19 protein-coding genes are annotated in these 18,175 nt (G+C 54.1%); 18 read left to right on the forward strand and 1 reads right to left on the reverse strand.

The genetic code is table 11. The features are described 5' to 3' along the window. Positions 1–25 precede the first annotated feature (25 nt). The 12 genes from plsX (at position 26) to ptsG (ending at position 11,558) form a co-directional block, all read left to right on the forward strand. Entirely contained in the window at positions 26–1,060 is a 1,035-nt protein-coding gene (plsX, locus tag ACMGG3_RS04440; RefSeq protein ID WP_414149622.1) for a phosphate acyltransferase PlsX, read from the forward strand. Between the two features lie 6 nt (positions 1,061–1,066). Further along, positions 1,067–2,020: a beta-ketoacyl-ACP synthase III gene (locus ACMGG3_RS04445; RefSeq protein ID WP_014169572.1), complete on the forward strand. Its 954-nt coding sequence runs from the start codon at positions 1,067–1,069 to the stop codon at positions 2,018–2,020. Positions 2,021–2,035: 15 nt separating this feature from the next. Further along, positions 2,036–2,965: an ACP S-malonyltransferase gene (fabD, locus tag ACMGG3_RS04450; RefSeq protein ID WP_049022666.1), complete on the forward strand. Its 930-nt coding sequence runs from the start codon at positions 2,036–2,038 to the stop codon at positions 2,963–2,965. Positions 2,966–2,977: 12 nt separating this feature from the next. Beyond that, positions 2,978–3,712, forward strand: a complete 735-nt coding sequence (gene fabG / locus ACMGG3_RS04455; protein WP_014169575.1) for a 3-oxoacyl-ACP reductase FabG — start codon at positions 2,978–2,980, stop codon at positions 3,710–3,712. A gap of 154 nt (positions 3,713–3,866) precedes the next feature. Next, positions 3,867–4,103, forward strand: coding sequence for an acyl carrier protein (acpP, locus tag ACMGG3_RS04460; protein WP_003857954.1), 237 nt, complete (start codon positions 3,867–3,869; stop codon positions 4,101–4,103). Between the two features lie 89 nt (positions 4,104–4,192). Next, positions 4,193–5,434 (forward strand): beta-ketoacyl-ACP synthase II, encoded by a 1,242-nt coding sequence (gene fabF, locus ACMGG3_RS04465; RefSeq protein WP_014169576.1) that lies wholly within the window; start codon positions 4,193–4,195, stop codon positions 5,432–5,434. Positions 5,435–5,555: 121 nt separating this feature from the next. Continuing rightward, entirely contained in the window at positions 5,556–6,365 is an 810-nt protein-coding gene (pabC, locus tag ACMGG3_RS04470) for an aminodeoxychorismate lyase (RefSeq protein ID WP_050736636.1), read from the forward strand. A gap of 2 nt (positions 6,366–6,367) precedes the next feature. Next, positions 6,368–7,390, forward strand: coding sequence for a cell division protein YceG (gene yceG / locus ACMGG3_RS04475; protein ID WP_020884666.1), 1,023 nt, complete (start codon positions 6,368–6,370; stop codon positions 7,388–7,390). Further along, entirely contained in the window at positions 7,380–8,021 is a 642-nt protein-coding gene (tmk, locus tag ACMGG3_RS04480) for a dTMP kinase (RefSeq protein ID WP_014169579.1), read from the forward strand. Before yceG ends, tmk begins: the two co-directional genes overlap by 11 nt. After that, positions 8,018–9,022 carry a DNA polymerase III subunit delta' gene (gene holB / locus ACMGG3_RS04485; RefSeq protein WP_047744340.1) on the forward strand — a complete coding sequence of 335 codons (1,005 nt, stop codon included), beginning with the start codon at positions 8,018–8,020 and terminating at the stop codon, positions 9,020–9,022. Before tmk ends, holB begins: the two co-directional genes overlap by 4 nt. 10 nt (positions 9,023–9,032) lie before the next feature. Beyond that, complete coding sequence (locus tag ACMGG3_RS04490) at positions 9,033–9,827, forward strand: metal-dependent hydrolase (RefSeq protein ID WP_181216437.1); 795 nt, start codon at positions 9,033–9,035, stop codon at positions 9,825–9,827. 297 nt (positions 9,828–10,124) lie between these two features. Continuing rightward, positions 10,125–11,558 (forward strand): PTS glucose transporter subunit IIBC, encoded by a 1,434-nt coding sequence (gene ptsG / locus ACMGG3_RS04495; RefSeq protein WP_014169582.1) that lies wholly within the window; start codon positions 10,125–10,127, stop codon positions 11,556–11,558. Between the two features lie 57 nt (positions 11,559–11,615). Here ptsG and fhuE read toward each other — a convergent pair whose 3' ends face one another. After that, on the reverse strand, positions 11,616–13,805 hold the full coding sequence (fhuE, locus tag ACMGG3_RS04500; protein WP_414149906.1) for a ferric-rhodotorulic acid/ferric-coprogen receptor FhuE: 2,190 nt from the start codon (positions 13,803–13,805) through the stop codon (positions 11,616–11,618). A gap of 350 nt (positions 13,806–14,155) precedes the next feature. On the opposite strand from fhuE, the gene hinT reads away from it, so the two are divergent. The 6 genes from hinT to ycfP are packed head-to-tail and all read left to right on the forward strand — an operon-like array spanning position 14,156 to position 17,968. Further along, positions 14,156–14,515: a purine nucleoside phosphoramidase gene (gene hinT / locus ACMGG3_RS04505; protein WP_014169584.1), complete on the forward strand. Its 360-nt coding sequence runs from the start codon at positions 14,156–14,158 to the stop codon at positions 14,513–14,515. 1 nt (position 14,516) lies between these two features. Then, the gene (locus ACMGG3_RS04510) at positions 14,517–14,891 is read left to right on the forward strand and encodes a YcfL family protein (protein ID WP_014169585.1); all 375 of its coding nucleotides are present in this window, start codon (positions 14,517–14,519) and stop codon (positions 14,889–14,891) included. Between the two features lie 10 nt (positions 14,892–14,901). Beyond that, on the forward strand, positions 14,902–15,549 hold the full coding sequence (lpoB, locus tag ACMGG3_RS04515; protein WP_014169586.1) for a penicillin-binding protein activator LpoB: 648 nt from the start codon (positions 14,902–14,904) through the stop codon (positions 15,547–15,549). Beyond that, on the forward strand, positions 15,530–16,354 hold the full coding sequence (thiK, locus tag ACMGG3_RS04520) for a thiamine kinase (RefSeq protein WP_414149623.1): 825 nt from the start codon (positions 15,530–15,532) through the stop codon (positions 16,352–16,354). The genes lpoB and thiK overlap by 20 nt, the downstream gene beginning before the upstream one ends. A gap of 11 nt (positions 16,355–16,365) precedes the next feature. After that, a complete protein-coding gene (nagZ, locus tag ACMGG3_RS04525) occupies positions 16,366–17,391 on the forward strand; it encodes a beta-N-acetylhexosaminidase (protein ID WP_414149624.1) in 1,026 nt (341 codons plus the stop codon). A 34-nt stretch (positions 17,392–17,425) separates the two neighbouring features. Then, a complete protein-coding gene (gene ycfP, locus ACMGG3_RS04530) occupies positions 17,426–17,968 on the forward strand; it encodes an alpha/beta hydrolase YcfP (RefSeq protein WP_013097106.1) in 543 nt (180 codons plus the stop codon). Positions 17,969–18,175 lie beyond the last annotated feature (207 nt).

Here is an 18,175-nt window from a genome sequence, read left to right on the forward strand (position 1 = left end):
TACCGAACCAGGCTGTGACGATACCTTGACACGTCTAACCCTGGCGTTAGATGTCATGGGAGGGGATTTTGGCCCTTCCGTGACAGTGCCTGCAGCTTTGCAGGCACTGAATTCTAATTCGCAACTCACACTTCTTTTAGTCGGCAATCCCGACACAATCGCGCCATTACTTGCAAAAGCTGACTTCGAACAACGTTCGCGTCTGCAGATTATTCCTGCGCAGTCAGTTATTGCCAGTGATGCACGTCCATCGCAGGCGATTCGCAATAGCCGGGGCAGTTCTATGCGAATGGCGCTGGAGCTGGTGAAGGAAGGACGCGCGGAGGCTTGCGTCAGTGCGGGAAATACCGGCGCGCTGATGGGGCTGTCGAAATTGTTGCTCAAACCTATTGAAGGTATTGAGCGTCCGGCGCTGGTGACGGTATTACCGCATCAGCAGAAGGGCAAGACCGTGGTGCTCGATTTGGGTGCTAACGTCGATTGTGATAGTACAATGCTGGCTCAGTTTGCCGTGATGGGGTCGGTGCTGGCAGAAGAAGTGGTCGGGATAAACAATCCCCGTGTTGCGTTATTGAACATCGGTGAAGAAGAGACCAAAGGCCTGGACAGCATTCGCGAAGCTGCCGAATTGCTCAAACAGGTTCCCTCCATCAACTATATTGGTTATCTCGAAGCCAATGAGTTGCTGACGGGGAAAACGGATGTTCTGGTGTGTGATGGCTTCACCGGAAACGTAACGTTGAAGACCATGGAAGGGGTCGTGCGAATGTTTCTCTCACTGCTTAAATCGCAGGGAGAAGGCAAAAAAAGCGCCTGGTGGTTGATTTTATTAAAGCGTTGGTTACAAAAAAGCCTGACGCGGCGATTCAGTCACCTCAACCCCGACCAGTATAATGGCGCCTGTCTGTTAGGATTGCGCGGCATCGTGATTAAGAGTCATGGTGCCGCCAATCAGCGAGCATTTACTGTCGCCATTGAACAGGCAGTGCAGGCGGTGCAGCGACAAGTCCCTCAGCGGATTGCCGCTCGCCTGGAATCTGTATTAGCTAAAAGTGACTGAGCGTACATGTATACGAAGATTTTAGGTACCGGCAGCTACCTGCCAAAACACGTGCGTACCAACGCCGATCTTGAAAAAATGGTAGATACGTCTGACGAGTGGATTGTCACGCGCACAGGTATCCGTGAACGTCGTATTGCCGCGCCAGACGAAACCGTTTCGACCATGGGTTACGAAGCCGCGCAGCGTGCTATCGAAATGGCGGGCATTGATAAAGATCAGATTGGCTTGATCGTGGTTGCCACGACCTCTGCCACGCATGCCTTCCCAAGCGCAGCGTGCCAGGTGCAAAACATGCTCGGCATTAAAGGCTGCCCGGCATTTGACGTTGCCGCAGCGTGCGCAGGGTTCACCTATGCGCTGAGCGTTGCCGATCAGTATGTTAAATCCGGTGCCGTGAAATATGCGCTGGTCATCGGTGCTGACGTGCTGGCACGTACCTGCGATCCAACCGATCGTGGGACGATCATTATTTTTGGTGATGGTGCGGGCGCGGTACTGCTCGGTCAGTCCGAAGAGCCGGGCATCATCTCTACGCATCTGCATGCCGATGGCAGCTACGGCGAATTACTGACCCTGCCTAACGCCGATCGCGTTAATCCGGATAACGCTATTTACCTGACGATGGCGGGTAATGAGGTGTTCAAGGTGGCGGTGACTGAGCTTGCGCACATTGTCGATGAAACGCTGGAAGCGAATAACCTTGACCGCTCCGCTCTCGACTGGCTGGTGCCGCATCAGGCGAACCTGCGCATCATCAGCGCGACCGCTAAAAAGCTGGGCATGTCGATGGATAACGTTGTGGTGACGCTGGATCGTCACGGCAATACCTCTGCGGCGTCAGTACCGTGCGCATTTGATGAAGCGGTACGTGACGGACGAATCAAACGGGGCCAGTTGGTCTTGCTTGAAGCCTTTGGTGGCGGGTTCACCTGGGGTTCCGCGCTGGTTCGTTTCTAGTATAAGGATTAAATAATGACGCAATTTGCTTTTGTGTTCCCGGGCCAGGGTTCTCAGGCCGTTGGGATGTTGTCTGAAATGGCAGCAAAGTATCCGGTTATCGAAGAGACTTTCCGTGAAGCTTCCGCTGCGCTGGGTTATGATTTGTGGGCGCTGACCCAACAGGGACCGGCCGAAGAGCTGAACAAAACCTGGCAGACTCAGCCAGCGCTGTTGACGGCGTCCGTTGCGCTGTGGCGTGTCTGGCAGCAGCAGGGCGGTAAAGCGCCAGCGCTGCTCGCGGGCCATAGCCTGGGTGAATACTCTGCGCTGGTGTGTGCCGGTGTTATCGCGTTTGCTGACGCGGTGCGTCTGGTTGAACTGCGCGGTAAGTTCATGCAGGAAGCAGTACCTGAAGGCACCGGTGGCATGTCTGCTATCATCGGCCTTGATGATGCTGCGATTGCAAAAGCGTGTGAAGAATCCGCTGAAGGTCAGGTGGTGTCTCCCGTTAACTTCAACTCGCCAGGCCAGGTGGTTATCGCCGGTCATAAAGACGCGGTTGAACGTGCTGGTGCAGCCTGTAAAGCTGCAGGGGCGAAACGCGCTCTGCCGCTGCCCGTCAGCGTACCGTCCCACTGCGCACTGATGAAACCTGCTGCCGATAAACTGGCCGTTGAGCTTGAAAAAATTACTTTTAACACACCGACAATTTCCGTTGTGAACAACGTCGATGTGAAATGCGAAACCTCGCCGGACGCTATCCGTGATGCGCTGGTTCGCCAGCTCTACAGCCCGGTACAGTGGACCAAAACCGTTGAGTTTATGGCCTCTCAGGGCATTGAGCATCTGTATGAAGTCGGCCCAGGTAAAGTCCTCACCGGTCTGACAAAACGTATTGTTGACACCCTGACTGCTTCGGCAATTAACGAGCCGGACGCGATGTCAGCGGCACTCTCGCAATAAAAGAGGAATACCATGAGTTTTGAAGGAAAAATTGCCCTGGTCACTGGCGCAAGCCGCGGTATCGGGCGTGCAATTGCTGAAACACTGGTTGCGCGCGGCGCGAAAGTGATTGGTACAGCAACCAGCGAGAATGGCGCTAAGGCCATCAGCGAGTATCTGGGTGCGAACGGTAAAGGTTTGGTTCTGAATGTGACCGAACCTGCATCTATCGAATCTGTTCTGGAAAATATTCGCGCAGAATTTGGCGAAGTGGATATTCTGGTAAATAATGCCGGGATCACTCGTGATAACCTGTTAATGCGAATGAAAGACGACGAGTGGAACGATATCATCGAAACCAACCTGTCATCTGTATTCCGTCTGTCAAAAGCGGTAATGCGCGCTATGATGAAAAAGCGTCATGGTCGTATTATCACTGTCGGTTCTGTGGTTGGTACCATGGGAAATGCTGGTCAGGCTAACTACGCTGCGGCGAAAGCAGGTCTGATCGGTTTCAGTAAGTCGCTGGCACGTGAAGTTGCGTCCCGCGGTATTACTGTAAACGTTGTTGCTCCGGGCTTTATTGAAACGGACATGACGCGTGCGCTAACTGATGAGCAGCGTGCGGGTACGCTGGCAGCTGTTCCAGCGGGCCGCTTAGGCGACCCTAAAGAAATTGCCAGCGCGGTTGCATTTTTAGCCTCTGACGAAGCGGGTTACATCACTGGTGAGACCCTCCACGTCAACGGCGGGATGTACATGGTTTAATCACGATGAAAAATATTTGCGTTATTAGGGCGAATGGCCTCAAAATAACGTAAAATCGTGGTAAGAACTGCCGGGATTTAGTTGCAAATTTTTCAACATTTTATACACTACGAAAACCATCGCGAAAGCGAGTTTTGATAGGAAATTTAAGAGTATGAGCACTATCGAAGAACGCGTTAAGAAAATTATCGGCGAACAGCTGGGCGTTAAGCAGGAAGAAGTTGTGAACTCCGCTTCCTTCGTTGAAGACCTGGGCGCAGATTCTCTTGACACCGTTGAGCTGGTAATGGCTCTGGAAGAAGAGTTTGATACTGAGATTCCGGACGAAGAAGCTGAGAAGATCACCACCGTTCAGGCTGCCATTGATTACATCAACGGTCACCAGGCGTAAGTGAACATCTCCAGGCGGTCATTCGACCGCCTGAGTTTTATCTTTTTTGTCCCACGAATCCCTTTTTTATCCCTCCCTGGAGGACAAACGTGTCTAAGCGTCGTGTAGTTGTGACCGGACTTGGCATGTTGTCTCCTGTCGGCAATACCGTAGAGTCCACCTGGAAAGCTCTCCTTGCCGGTCAGAGCGGCATCAGCCTAATCGACCATTTCGATACTAGCGCCTATGCAACGAAATTTGCTGGCTTAGTAAAGGATTTTAACTGTGAAGAGATCATCTCGCGCAAAGAACAGCGCAAGATGGATGCCTTCATTCAATATGGAATTGTCGCTGGCGTTCAGGCCATGCAGGATTCTGGCCTTGAAATTACGGAAGAGAACGCAACCCGTATCGGTGCCGCTATCGGTTCCGGGATTGGCGGTCTGGGTCTGATCGAGGAAAACCATACATCTCTGATGAATGGCGGCCCACGTAAAATCAGCCCGTTCTTCGTTCCGTCCACGATTGTTAATATGGTGGCAGGTCATCTGACCATCATGTTCGGCCTGCGTGGGCCAAGCATTTCTATCGCTACCGCATGTACCTCTGGCGTGCATAACATCGGCCAGGCCGCGCGCATGATTGCGTACGGCGATGCAGATGCTATGGTTGCGGGCGGTGCGGAAAAAGCCAGTACTCCGCTAGGAGTGGGGGGCTTTGGTGCAGCGCGTGCGCTGTCTACCCGCAACGATAACCCGCAGGCGGCAAGCCGTCCGTGGGACAAAGACCGTGATGGTTTCGTGCTGGGTGACGGTGCGGGTATGATCGTACTTGAAGAGTACGAACATGCTAAAAAACGTGGCGCGAAGATTTATGCTGAAGTTGTCGGCTTCGGGATGAGCAGCGATGCATACCACATGACGTCACCACCAGAAAATGGTGCGGGCGCCGCGCAGGCAATGGCCAACGCGATTCGCGACGCGGGTCTTACCCCGGAGCACATCGGTTACGTTAACGCGCACGGTACTTCTACGCCTGCAGGCGATAAAGCAGAAGCTCAGGCTGTTAAGTCTATCTTCGGCGAATACGCCAGCCGCGTGCTGGTGAGCTCCACGAAATCCATGACCGGTCACCTGTTGGGTGCGGCGGGTGCAGTAGAGTCTATCTACTCTATCCTTGCGCTGCGCGATCAGGCTGTTCCGCCAACCATCAACCTGGATAATCCGGATGAAGGTTGTGACCTGGACTTCGTTCCTCACGAAGCGCGTCAGGTAAGTGGTATGGAGTACACCCTGTGTAACTCCTTCGGCTTTGGTGGTACTAACGGTTCACTGATCTTCAAAAAGATCTGAGCCTGACTGCATCATGGCGATAAAAAAAGGTCCGCTTGTCGGGCCTTTTTTATTAAGCCTAATCTTCTTGTCGGCTGCATGGCATCCTGCCAGACTAAATGCCCACGCATAAGGAGCCACCATGTTTTTAATCAATGGCCTTGAGCAAAACACGCTGCCTGCTGGTGACAGGGCAACTCAGTTTGGTGATGGCTGCTTTACGACAGCGCGCATTCTCGACGGCAATGTCTGCCTGCTCGAGGCGCACCTTCGTCGTCTTCAGCAGGGTTGTGAAGCCTTGATGATCCCCTTCACGCACTGGGACACATTGCGTCAGGAGATGTGCCATCTGGCGGCCGGGAAGCAAAGCGGTGTTCTGAAGGTGATTATCAGCCGCGGCAGCGGTGGCCGGGGATACAGCGGTTCAGCTTGCCAGCACCCAACGCGGATCCTTTCGGTGTCTGCCTGTCCTGCTCATTATCCGCGCTGGCGTGAAGAGGGCGTTACGCTGACGCTCAGCCCGGTACGTCTGGGGCGAAACCCCATGCTTGCCGGTATAAAACACCTCAATCGCCTTGAACAGGTACTGATTCGCACTCATCTTGAACAGACGGACGCTGATGAGGCGCTGGTTCTTGACAGCGAAGGGTTTATTACGGAATGCTGTGCGGCTAATTTACTCTGGCGGCAGGGGAACGATGTTTATACGCCGTCGCTCGAGCAGGCCGGCGTCAACGGGATTATGCGTCAGTTTTGTTTGCAGCAGCTGGCACACTCTGGCTTTCGCGTTGTCGAAGTGAGCGCGAGAGAAGAGGCGCTGCACCAGGCTGATGAAATTATCATCTGTAATGCGCTGATGCCGGTTGTACCCGTCCGCGCGTATGGTCAATACAGCTTGTCCTCGCGCGAGCTGTTTCAGTTTTTAGCCCCGATATGTGAGCAAACCCGATAGTCATGAAGAAAATGTTGCGCTTTGTCCTCCTCCTTATCGTTGCGCTGGGTCTTGCCGGCGGAGCGGGAGTGTGGAAAGTTCGTCAGCTGGCGAACAGTAAGATCCTGATTAAAGACGAGACGATTTTTACCCTGAAAGCGGGGACGGGCCGCCTGGCGCTTGGCGAACAGCTTTATGGCGACAAGATCATTAACCGTCCGCGCGTGTTTCAGTGGCTGTTACGTATCGAGCCTGAACTGTCTCATTTCAAAGCCGGTACCTATCGCTTTACGCCGGGGATGACCGTCAAAGAGATGCTTCAGCTGCTGGAAAGCGGTAAAGAAGCGCAGTTCCCGCTGCGTTTTGTTGAGGGGATGCGCCTGAGCGATTATCTCGAGCAGCTGCGCGATGCTCCGTACATTAAGCATACCCTGAAAGATGACCGCTATCAGACGGTGGCCGAGGTACTGAAATTTGAACACCCTGAGTGGGTGGAAGGCTGGTTCTGGCCAGACACATGGATGTACACCGCAGGCACGACCGATGTAGCTATCCTTAAGCGGGCGCATAAAAAGATGGTTGCAGCCGTCGATTCCGCCTGGGAAGGTCGCATGGACGGTCTGCCATACAAAGATCAAAACCAGTTTGTCACGATGGCCTCAATTATTGAGAAAGAGACGGCCGTCGCCGCCGAACGCGATCAGGTGGCATCGGTCTTCATTAACCGCCTGCGTATCGGCATGCGTCTGCAAACGGACCCCACCGTCATCTACGGAATGGGCGAGAGTTATACCGGTAAGATTTCAAGAAAAGATCTGGAGACGCCAACGGCGTATAATACCTACGTGATTAGCGGTCTGCCGCCGGGCCCGATTGCCACGCCGAGCGAGGCTTCCCTGCGTGCGGCTGCGCATCCTGCTAAAACACCGTATCTCTATTTTGTGGCTGATGGAAAAGGGGGGCATACCTTTAACACCAACCTTGCCAGCCACAATCGCTCCGTTCAGGACTATCTGAAGGCACTTAAGGAAAAAAATGCGCAGTAAATACATTGTCATTGAGGGACTCGAAGGGGCGGGTAAAACCACGGCCCGCAACGTGGTAGTGGATACGCTCAAATCGCTTGGCGTTGCGGACATGGTATTTACCCGCGAGCCCGGCGGTACGCAACTGGCCGAAAAGCTGCGAAGCCTGGTGCTGGATATCAAATCCGTAGGTGACGAGGTCATCACAGATAAAGCCGAAGTACTGATGTTCTACGCGGCGCGCGTGCAGCTGGTGGAGACGGTCATTAAACCGGCCCTGGCTAATGGCAAGTGGGTAATTGGCGATCGTCATGACCTGTCGACCCAGGCTTATCAGGGCGGTGGGCGTGGTATTGACCAGACGATGCTGGCCACGCTGCGCGATGCGGTGCTGGGTGATTTTCGCCCTGACCTGACGCTCTATCTGGATGTGACGCCGGAAGTGGGTCTCAAGCGCGCCCGTGCTCGCGGTGAGCTGGACCGCATTGAGCAGGAGTCCCTTGATTTCTTTAACCGTACCCGCGCGCGCTATCTGGAACTGGCGGATCAGGATGGCAGTATTCGCACCATTGATGCGACGCAATCCCTGGAAGAGGTCACCCGCGCTATTCAGAAGACGGTTACGCAGTGGCTACAGGAGCAACAGGCATGAAATGGTACCCATGGTTGCGCCCGCATTTTGAAAAGCTGATCGAAAGCTATCAGGCTGGTCGGGGGCATCATGCGTTACTGATTCAGGCACTGCCGGGAATGGGGGATGATGCATTGATTTACGCCATCACCCGCTTCCTGATGTGTCAGCAGCCGGAAGGGCACAAAAGCTGTGGTAAATGCCGTGGCTGCCAGTTAATGCAGGCGGGCACGCACCCTGACTATTACACGCTCGAGCCTGAGAAGGGCAAAAGCGCGCTCGGTATTGATGCCGTGCGTGAAGTCAGTGAAAAATTGTACGAACATGCGCGGCTCAGCGGCGCAAAAGTCGTCTGGCTCAAAGACGCAGCACAGCTTACCGAGGCGGCGGCGAATGCGCTGCTTAAAACGCTGGAAGAACCGCCGGAGAAAACGTGGTTCCTTCTCTCCTGTCGTGACCCGGGGCGTTTGCTGGCAACGCTGCGCAGCCGTTGTCGTCTTCATCACCTCGCGGTGCCTCAGGAATCATGGGCGTTGAGCTGGCTTGAACGAGAAGTGACAACGTCACAGGAAGGGGCGCTCTCTGCGTTGCGCCTGAGCAGCGGTGCGCCCGCGGCGGCGCTGGCATTACTGCAGCCAGAGGTCTGGTCACAGCGAGACGCGCTCTGCCGGGCCGTTGAGTCTTCCATCACCAGCCGCGACTGGCTAAGTTTATTGCCTGTGCTTAACGGCGAGCAGGCCGCGGAACGTCTGCACTGGCTGGCTTCCTTACTTCTGGATGCGCTCAAACTCCAGCAAGGGGCAACGCTACTGACCAACCCGGACGTCTGGCCGCTGGTTAACACGCTGGCGAACAGCCTGTCAGGCGCATCATTACACGCTATCCTTCACGATATCTGTCAGAGTCGTGAACAGCTTTTAACAGTGACCGGTCTTAATCGCGAGCTTTTACTGACCGACCAGTTGCTGCGTATCGAACATTACCTGCAACCAGGCGTGACACCGCCTGTTTCCCATCTCTGAGAGAGACATTATGTTTTTAGTCGACTCACACTGCCATCTTGATGGCCTGGATTATCAATCCCTGCATAAAAACGTGGACGACGTGCTGGCCAAAGCCGCTGCCCGTGATGTGAAGTTTTGCCTTGCCGTGGCGACAACGTTACCGGGGTATCGCGGCATGCGTGAGCTGGTGGGCGAGCGCGAGAACGTTGTTTTCTCCTGTGGCGTGCATCCGCTCAATCAGGATGAAGAGTATGACGTTGAGGAACTGCGCCGGCTGGCCACGGAAGAGGGCGTCGTGGCGATGGGGGAAACCGGGCTGGATTACTACTACACGCCGGAAACGAAACCGCGCCAGCAAGCGTCCTTCCGCCATCATATTCGCATTGGTCGCGAGCTCAACAAGCCGGTGATTGTCCATACCCGTGATGCGCGCGCCGATACGCTGGCGATCCTGAAGGAAGAAAAGGTGACGGATTGCGGTGGCGTACTACACTGTTTCACAGAAGACAGAGAAACAGCGGGTAAACTGCTTGATTTAGGGTTTTATATCTCGTTTTCGGGGATCGTGACTTTCCGTAACGCTGAGCAACTCCGCGAGGCTGCACGCTATGTTCCGCTCGATCGCATCCTCGTGGAAACAGACTCTCCGTATCTGGCACCGGTGCCGCATCGCGGTAAAGAAAATCAGCCAGCCATGACGAGAGACGTAGCCGAGTACATGGCCGTGCTTAAAGGCGTCAGCATTGAAGAGCTGGCCCGCGTCACGACGGACAACTTCTCTACGCTGTTCCATATCGACCCCGCCCGCCTGCAATCTGTTTGATACGCCTGTTTTTTTTAGGCTCGTAATTAATACATAAAACGAGTAAAGTTCACCGCCTCATTTGGGGCGGTGAAGGTGTATTTAGACACATCCAGAAACGCTTTTTGTAAATAACTGAAAGTTTTTCGACCGTCTTAAGCTGAAACGTGATAGCCGTCAAACAAACTCAGAGGGAATTATTTTACTCTGTGTAATAAATAAAGGGCGCTTAGATGTCCTGTCCACGGCACGGTACTCCCCCCGGGCCAATGCGTGAAAGCGTAAAAAAAGCACAAATACTCAGGAGCACTCTCAATTATGTTTAAGAATGCATTTGCTAACCTGCAAAAGGTCGGTAAATCGCTGATGCTGCCAGTATCCGTACTGCCTATCGCAGGTATCCTGCTGGGTGTCGGTTCTGCTAACTTCAGCTGGCTGCCAGCCGTAGTTTCCCACGTGATGGCCGAAGCAGGCGGTTCCGTCTTTGCTAACATGCCTCTGATCTTCGCTATCGGTGTGGCGCTGGGCTTCACCAATAACGACGGCGTTTCTGCGCTGGCTGCAGTTGTTGCCTACGGCATCATGGTGAAAACCATGGCAGTGGTTGCGCCACTGGTTCTGCATTTACCGGCAGAAGAGATCGCTGCGAAACACCTGGCAGACACCGGTGTTCTGGGCGGTATCATCTCCGGTGCGATTGCAGCGTACATGTTCAACCGCTTCTATCGCATCAAGCTGCCTGAGTATCTGGGCTTCTTCGCGGGCAAGCGTTTTGTTCCGATTATTTCTGGTCTGGCAGCGATTTTCACTGGCGTGATCCTGTCCTTCATCTGGCCACCAATCGGTTCCGCTATCCAGACCTTCTCTCAGTGGGCTGCTTATCAGAACCCGGTTGTGGCGTTTGGTATCTACGGCTTCATCGAGCGTTGCCTGGTACCATTTGGTCTGCACCACATCTGGAACGTTCCATTCCAGATGCAGATTGGTGAATTCACCAACGCTGCAGGTCAGGTATTCCACGGTGATATCCCACGTTACATGGCGGGTGACCCAACTGCAGGTAAACTGTCTGGTGGCTTCCTGTTCAAAATGTACGGTCTGCCGGCAGCGGCAATTGCTATCTGGCACTCTGCTAAACCAGAGAACCGTGCAAAAGTGGGCGGTATCATGATCTCCGCAGCGTTGACCTCGTTCCTGACCGGTATCACCGAGCCGATCGAGTTCTCCTTCATGTTCGTTGCGCCGATCCTGTACATCATTCACGCGGTTCTGGCGGGTCTGGCGTTCCCAATCTGTATCCTGCTGGGTATGCGTGACGGTACGTCCTTCTCTCACGGCCTGATCGACTTCATCGTTCTGTCCGGTAACAGCAGCAAACTGTGGCTGTTCCCAATCGTTGGTGCGTGCTATGCCGTTGTTTACTACACCATCTTCCGCGTGCTGATCAAAGCACTGGACCTGAAAACACCAGGTCGTGAAGATGCGTCAGAAGACAGCAAAGCCACCGCGACAAGCGAAATGGCTCCGGCTCTGGTTGCCGCATTCGGCGGGAAAGAAAACATCACTAACCTGGACGCGTGCATTACTCGTCTGCGTGTTAGCGTTGCCGACGTCGCGAAAGTAGACCAGCCGGGTCTGAAAAAACTGGGTGCAGCAGGGGTTGTTGTTGCTGGTTCGGGCGTTCAGGCAATCTTCGGGACTAAATCCGATAACCTGAAAACCGAAATGGATGAGTACATCCGCAACAGCTAAGCTGTGACCTGGGGAGACTAAGGCAGCCGAATGGCTGCCTTTTTTATGGGTAGAAACTTAAAAAGAGTAATTGGCGCTGACGGAGACGTTCAGCGGCGCGCCATAGACAACGTATGACCCGACGTAGTCGTAGTATTTTTTATCAAACAGGTTGTTAACATTGGCCTGCAAGGCCAGGTCCCTGGTGACCTGATAACGGCTGAAGAGATTCACCAGCGCATAGCTGCCCTGTTCTGCACGTGACTGGCCTACCGGGCCACCCTCCACATCCGTCCACACTTTATTCTGCCAGTTCACCCCGCCGCCCACCGCCAGTTCTGGCAGCATAGGCAATTGATAACGGGTAAACAGCTTCATGGTCGTGCGTGGCTGATCGGAACTGATGGCATTCCCGCGCTTATCTTCTGCAATAAACCGTGTCGCCCCGAAGGTTAACTGCCAGTTGTCGGTCAGTGCACCGTTTAGCTCAAATTCAATCCCTTTGCTGACTACGCCATCCAGTGATTCATAAATAGATTCGCCGCTCGGCATATAGGTGTAGGTATTGCTCGCCACGTTATCCTGTTCAATACGGAAAACGGCCAGTGAGGTGGTCAGGCGGGTGTTGAACCAGTCCGCTTTCACCCCCGCTTCGTAGCTTTTCCCGGTCGTAGGGTCGAGGTAACGGCCGCTCGCGTCACGCTTGTCCTGTGGCTGGAAAATAGAGGTGTAGCTGACATAGGTCGACCAGTCTTCATTGATGTCATAAACCAGTCCTGCATAAGGCGTTACGTCATCTTTGGAACTTTCCAGACGGGTATCCGGGGAGCCTGCCGGGTTATAGCGAATGTTATAGTTGGTGTAACGCGCGCCAAGGATCAGGTGCAGCGGGTCGGCCAGCGAGAATCGGGCCGAGGTATACGCCGATGACTGGCGAATGTCGTCCTGGCTATAGAGCTTCCACGGTGTCCACTGCGGGTCGGCGATAGTGCCATTCCAGTTTTTAAAATTACCCACATCCACCATACCGTATAACGCATCCGGCATGCTGTTATCGTAATGGTTACGCTGGCGGCTGAAGCTCCCGCCAAACATCATCTCATGCTGACGACCAAAAAGGCTGAAATCGCCACGCAGGAAGGCGTCGATGGCATCCTGCTTCCGTTCACCGCGGTTCCAGCCGCCGTAGCCGACCATGCCTGCCCCGGTTTCTTTATCCGGATAGCCGGACATATACATCAGTTTGCTGTCGAAATGGGTTTCCGCATGCATGCCGTTGATGTGCGCTTCCCAGCCGTTGTCAAAACGTTGGGTCAGGTTGGCAAAGATACGGGTGTTGTCTTTATCCGAGTAAGCCCAGTCAGGCGCAACGGTCTGGCTGCGGTTGTAATGGGTTTTGCTTCCGTCGCTATACCAGGTTGGCAGCCCGCCCCAGGTGAGATCGGCGGTGTGACTTTCCTGGTATTCATAGCCTACGGAGAGGGTCGTGCTATCGGTGACGTCGGCATCCACCACGCCATAGAGGAATTTTTTACGGTAGTGGTAGTTATCCACAGCACTGTCGTTGTCCTGGTAACCGGTGATCAGACGACCGCGAACCTTGCCGGATTCTACCAGCGGGGCCTGTAAATCCAGCACATAGCGCTGCTTGTCCCAGCTGCCGTAGCTGGCGGAGACGTTCCCTTTGAATACGTTACTGTCTGCGTGCTTGCGCACCATATTGACGTAGGCGGATGGGTTACCGGTGCCGGACATCAGCCCGGTAGCGCCGCGAACCACCTCTATACGGTCATAAATGGCGGTGTCGGCGGCGGTGTCGCCAAAGTTCCATACTTCGCTGATGGAGGTCGGCAGGTCATCGAACGCATAGTTACTGACGAAGAATCCGCGCGAGTAAAATACGGTGCGGTCGCTGTCCTGCACCTGGGCCGTTACGCCGGTGGTGTTGGTTAACACCTGGCCGACTGACTGCAGGTTCTGATCTGCCATGCGCTGCTGGCTAATCACGCTGACGGACTGGGGGATATCGCGGGGAACAAGTAACAGTTTGGTCCCGGTGGTGGTGGTTTTTACGCTGTAGTCCTGATCCTGTCCGCTGGAGGGATCCTGTGCGTTATCAAAGCCACCCTCCACAACTACCGTATCTTCGGTCGTGGAGGCGGCAAAACTGACGGTTGGCATCAATGCCATAGCAATACAGGCTGCCAGCAACGAAGGTGTTGCGACAGGCTGGCGTTGCCCATCCCTGGTATGAGTAATGAAAGACATCATCAAACCCTTAATGAATGGTGAAGGTGGTCTGCATCAGTCCCGCGTGTGCGGGCTAATGTCGTTTTCTAAGTTGAAAATGCGCATGAAAATGCAAATGCGAAATATACGCATTGAGATTAACGGTGTAAACAGATGTGTCAAAAGGAACTGAAATAATGTTTCAGGCGATCGCGACGCGTCAGCGCTCACTCTCCAGGCAGCTGGAGTACATTCAGGAAAGAAATCGGTGGAGAAGGTTGAAAGGACAGGAGAATCTCGCTCATACTCTTGTGTTGTGTCACACAGTAATACTGAGAATGTGTTAATGGCGGCGCACTACGCCAGATTAAACAAAAAAGGAAAAGGTCATGGCTGAAGAAACGATTTTTAGTAAAATTATCCGCCGCGAAATCCCTTCGGATATCGTTTATCAGGATGAGCTGGTGACGGCTTTCCGGGACATTTCTCCTCAGGCTCCGACACATATCCTTATTATTCCTAATATTCTGATTCCGACCGTAAATGACGTAAAAACCGAGCATGAAGTAGCGTTAGGTCGTATGCTGACAGTGGCCGCAAAAATTGCTGAGCAGGAAGGGATTGCTGATGACGGTTACCGTCTCATCATGAACTGTAATCGCCACGGTGGTCAGGAAGTTTATCATATTCACATGCATCTGCTGGGTGGACGTCCTCTGGGGCCGATGCTGGCACATAAAGGTCTTTGACATGCTTAAAGGGCGTATTGCAGCGCTGGTAATGACGATGTTGATCGTAGGGTGCAGCACGCGTCCGGCGATCCCCGTCAGCGATGAACAGACGCTGGTGATGGAATCCTCCGTACTTGCTGCGGGCATCACGGCGCAACAACCTGCGTTGTCGATCAGTGAAATCAACTCTTCTGCTTCCTCTACGCTCTTTAATGAAAGACAAGAACCAGTGACGGTGCACTACCGTTTTTTCTGGTATGACGTACGAGGTCTTGAAATGCATCCGCTGGAAGCGCCGCGCAGCGTCACTATTCCGGCAAGATCGTCGGTAACGCTCTATGGCAGCGCCAACTATCTGGGTGCACATAAGGTGAGACTTTATCTTTATTTGTAAGGGGTGAACCTTGATTAAAAATTTGAGCCGTTATGCGCTCGTGACTGCTTTCGCTCTGTTCCTCGCAGGGTGTGTGACCCGAACTGAAGAGCCTGCGCCTGTGGAAGAGGCCAAACCGGGTACCGAGCAGCCGACACAGCCAACGCAGCCGCCGCCAACCGTACCGACTGTGCCGTCTATTCCGTCGCAGCCTGGTCCAATTGAACATCCGGATCAGACATCGCAGCCTGCGCCGCGCGTACGTCATTATGACTGGAACGGTGCGATGCAACCGATGGTCGGCAAAATGTTGCAGGCTCAGGGTGTGACCGCGGGCAGCGTATTGCTGGTTGATAGCGTGAATAACCGTACCAACGGTTCGCTGAACGCGGGCGAAGCGACAGAAACCCTGCGCAATGCCCTGGCCAATAACGGTAAGTTTACGCTGGTCTCGGCACAGCAGCTCGCGGTAGCCAAGCAGCAGTTGGGCCTGTCACCGCAGGACAGCCTCGGTTCACGCAGCAAGGCGATTGGGATTGCCCGTAACGTCGGTGCGCAGTATGTGCTTTACTCCAGTGCCACCGGTAACGTAAATACGCCAGCCCTGCAGATGCAGCTGATGCTGGTTCAGACAGGTGAGATTATCTGGTCAGGTAAAGGTGCCGTTACGCAACTCTGACAGGACGCGTGAAGAGATCCTGACGCGTTATTTTCCACAGTATCGCCTTATCGCGCCGCAGGCCCCTTCCGGGCTTGGCGGCGCGAGTTGCATTATAGAGCAGGGCGAGCAACGTCTGGTATTGCGGCAGAATCACGATCCCTCAGCGTCTGCATCCCATTTCCGCCGTCAGTTTCGGGCACTGAAACGCCTTCCGGCGGATCTGGTGCCAAAGCCCCGTTTTTACCGCCAGGGCTGGATGGCCGTGGAGTATCTGGCAGGGGAGATCGGCAACACGCTACCGGAAACGGCAGTGCTTGCGGCTATGCTCTGTCATCTGCACCGGCAACCGCGTCTGGGATGGCGGGTGACGCTGCTGCCGTTGCTTGAACAATACTGGCAGCAGGCTTCAGCCGACAGGCGAACTCCATTCTGGCTGGCACAGCTAAAACGGCTGCGTAAAACGGGCGAACCGCAGCCGCTTCGGCTCTCGCCGCTGCATATGGATGTTCATGCCGGAAATATTGTTCATACGTCCCTCGGTGCGAGGCTTATCGACTGGGAGTATGCCGGTGACGGAGACGTGGCGCTGGAGCTGGCGGCCGTCTGGTCGGAAGATGATGCTGCGCGGCAGCGGCTCATCACCGACTATGCCCGGATAGCGCACATGAATGCCGATGCCCTGAGGCGTCAGGTGAGGCGCTGGCGACCGTGGGTCGTCATGCTGATGGCTGGCTGGTTTGAAATGCGCTTTCAGCAATCCCAAGACAAACAATTTATTGCGCTGGCAGATGATGCCTGGCGTCAGTTACAAACTAAAGGATAAGAGAGGTTGGTGTGGGTCCAGTCATGTTGGATGTAGAAGGGTTTGAACTGGATGCGGAGGAGCGTGAAATACTGGCGCACCCGCTGGTGGGAGGCTTGATCCTGTTCACCCGCAACTATCACGATCCGGCGCAGTTGCGAGAACTGGTGCGCCAGATCCGTGCTGCATCGCGCAATCATCTGGTGGTGGCCGTCGATCAGGAAGGCGGACGCGTACAGCGTTTCCGCGAAGGCTTTACTCGCCTGCCTGCCGCCCAATCTTTTGCGGCATTACTGGGCACGGAAGAGGGGGGCAAACTGGCGCAAGAGGCCGGCTGGCTGATGGCCAGCGAGATGATTGCCATGGATATCGACATCAGTTTTGCGCCGGTTCTGGACGTGGGGCATATCAGCGCCGCCATTGGCGAACGCTCATACCATGAAGATCCGCGTATTGCGCTGGCGATAGCGAGCTGTTTCATTGACGGTATGCACGACGCGAGAATGAAAACCACCGGGAAACATTTCCCGGGACACGGTGCGGTGACCGCCGACTCGCACAAAGAGACGCCGCGCGATCCGCGTCCGGAAGCTGATATTCGTGCCAAAGATATGTCGGTGTTCCGCTCCCTGATCACCGATAACAAGCTGGACGCCATCATGCCAGCGCACGTGATTTACAGCGACGTCGACCCGCGTCCTGCAAGCGGGTCCGCGCACTGGCTGAAAACCGTTTTGCGTCAGGAACTGGGGTTTAATGGCGTGATTTTCTCAGACGATTTGTCGATGGAAGGGGCGGCGATTATGGGCAGCTACGCGGAGCGCGGTCAGGCGTCGCTGGACGCAGGTTGCGATATGATCCTCGTCTGCAATAATCGTAAAGGTGCCGTCAGCGTGCTGGATAACCTGTCGCCGATCAATGCACAGCGTGTTACACAATTGTATCATAAAGGTTCATTTAGCCGTCAGGAGCTGATGGACTCGGCGCGCTGGAAGACGGTCAACGCGCAGCTTGAAGCCCTGAATGAACGCTGGCAGGCACATAAAGCCAGCCTGTAAATCCTCCCGGAAGGCGTAGCGTGGTGAGAAGACAATGATCATCTATTTACACGGTTTTGACTCAAACAGTCCTGGTAATCATGAGAAGGTCCTGCAGCTGCAGTTTATCGATCCGGATGTCCGGCTGATCAGTTACAGCACACGCCATCCAAAGCATGATATGCAGCACCTGCTCAAAGAGGTGGACAAGATGTTGCAGCTCAACATCGATGACCGTCCGCTGATTTGTGGCGTGGGATTAGGTGGCTACTGGGCAGAGCGGATTGGATTCCTGTGCGATATCCGCCAGGTGGTGTTCAATCCTAATCTTTTCCCGAATGAGAACATGGAAGGCAAAATTGACCGCCCTGAAGAGTATGTCGATATTGCCACCAAGTGCGTCAGTAATTTTCGGGAGAAAAACCGCGACCGTTGTCTGGTGATCCTGTCGCGTAATGATGAAGCCCTTAACAGCCACCGGGCGGCTGAGTTGCTGCATCATTACTATGAAATTGTCTGGGATGAAGAACAGACCCACAAATTCAAGAATATCTCCCCGCATTTGCAGCGGATCAAAGCCTTCAAAACCCTGGGCTAATCCACTGCGTACGACCTGCCAGGCCCGGCCGCGAAAGCGCGCCGGGCTTTCTTTTTGTCCAGAATTGTCTACTTTTAAGCCATCAAAACTTGATGCATATCAATTTTGGTATGACCAATGCGCCTGACGTGGTATTCTCAATGCACCTGAATGGTTTCAGTGCTGTAACCTGTTGTTAATTAAGGGTTATTTTTATAACTTTTAATT

This window comes from Enterobacter sp. BNK-18, from assembly GCF_047456135.1.
In the GTDB taxonomy this organism is placed as follows: domain Bacteria; phylum Pseudomonadota; class Gammaproteobacteria; order Enterobacterales; family Enterobacteriaceae; genus Enterobacter; species Enterobacter ludwigii.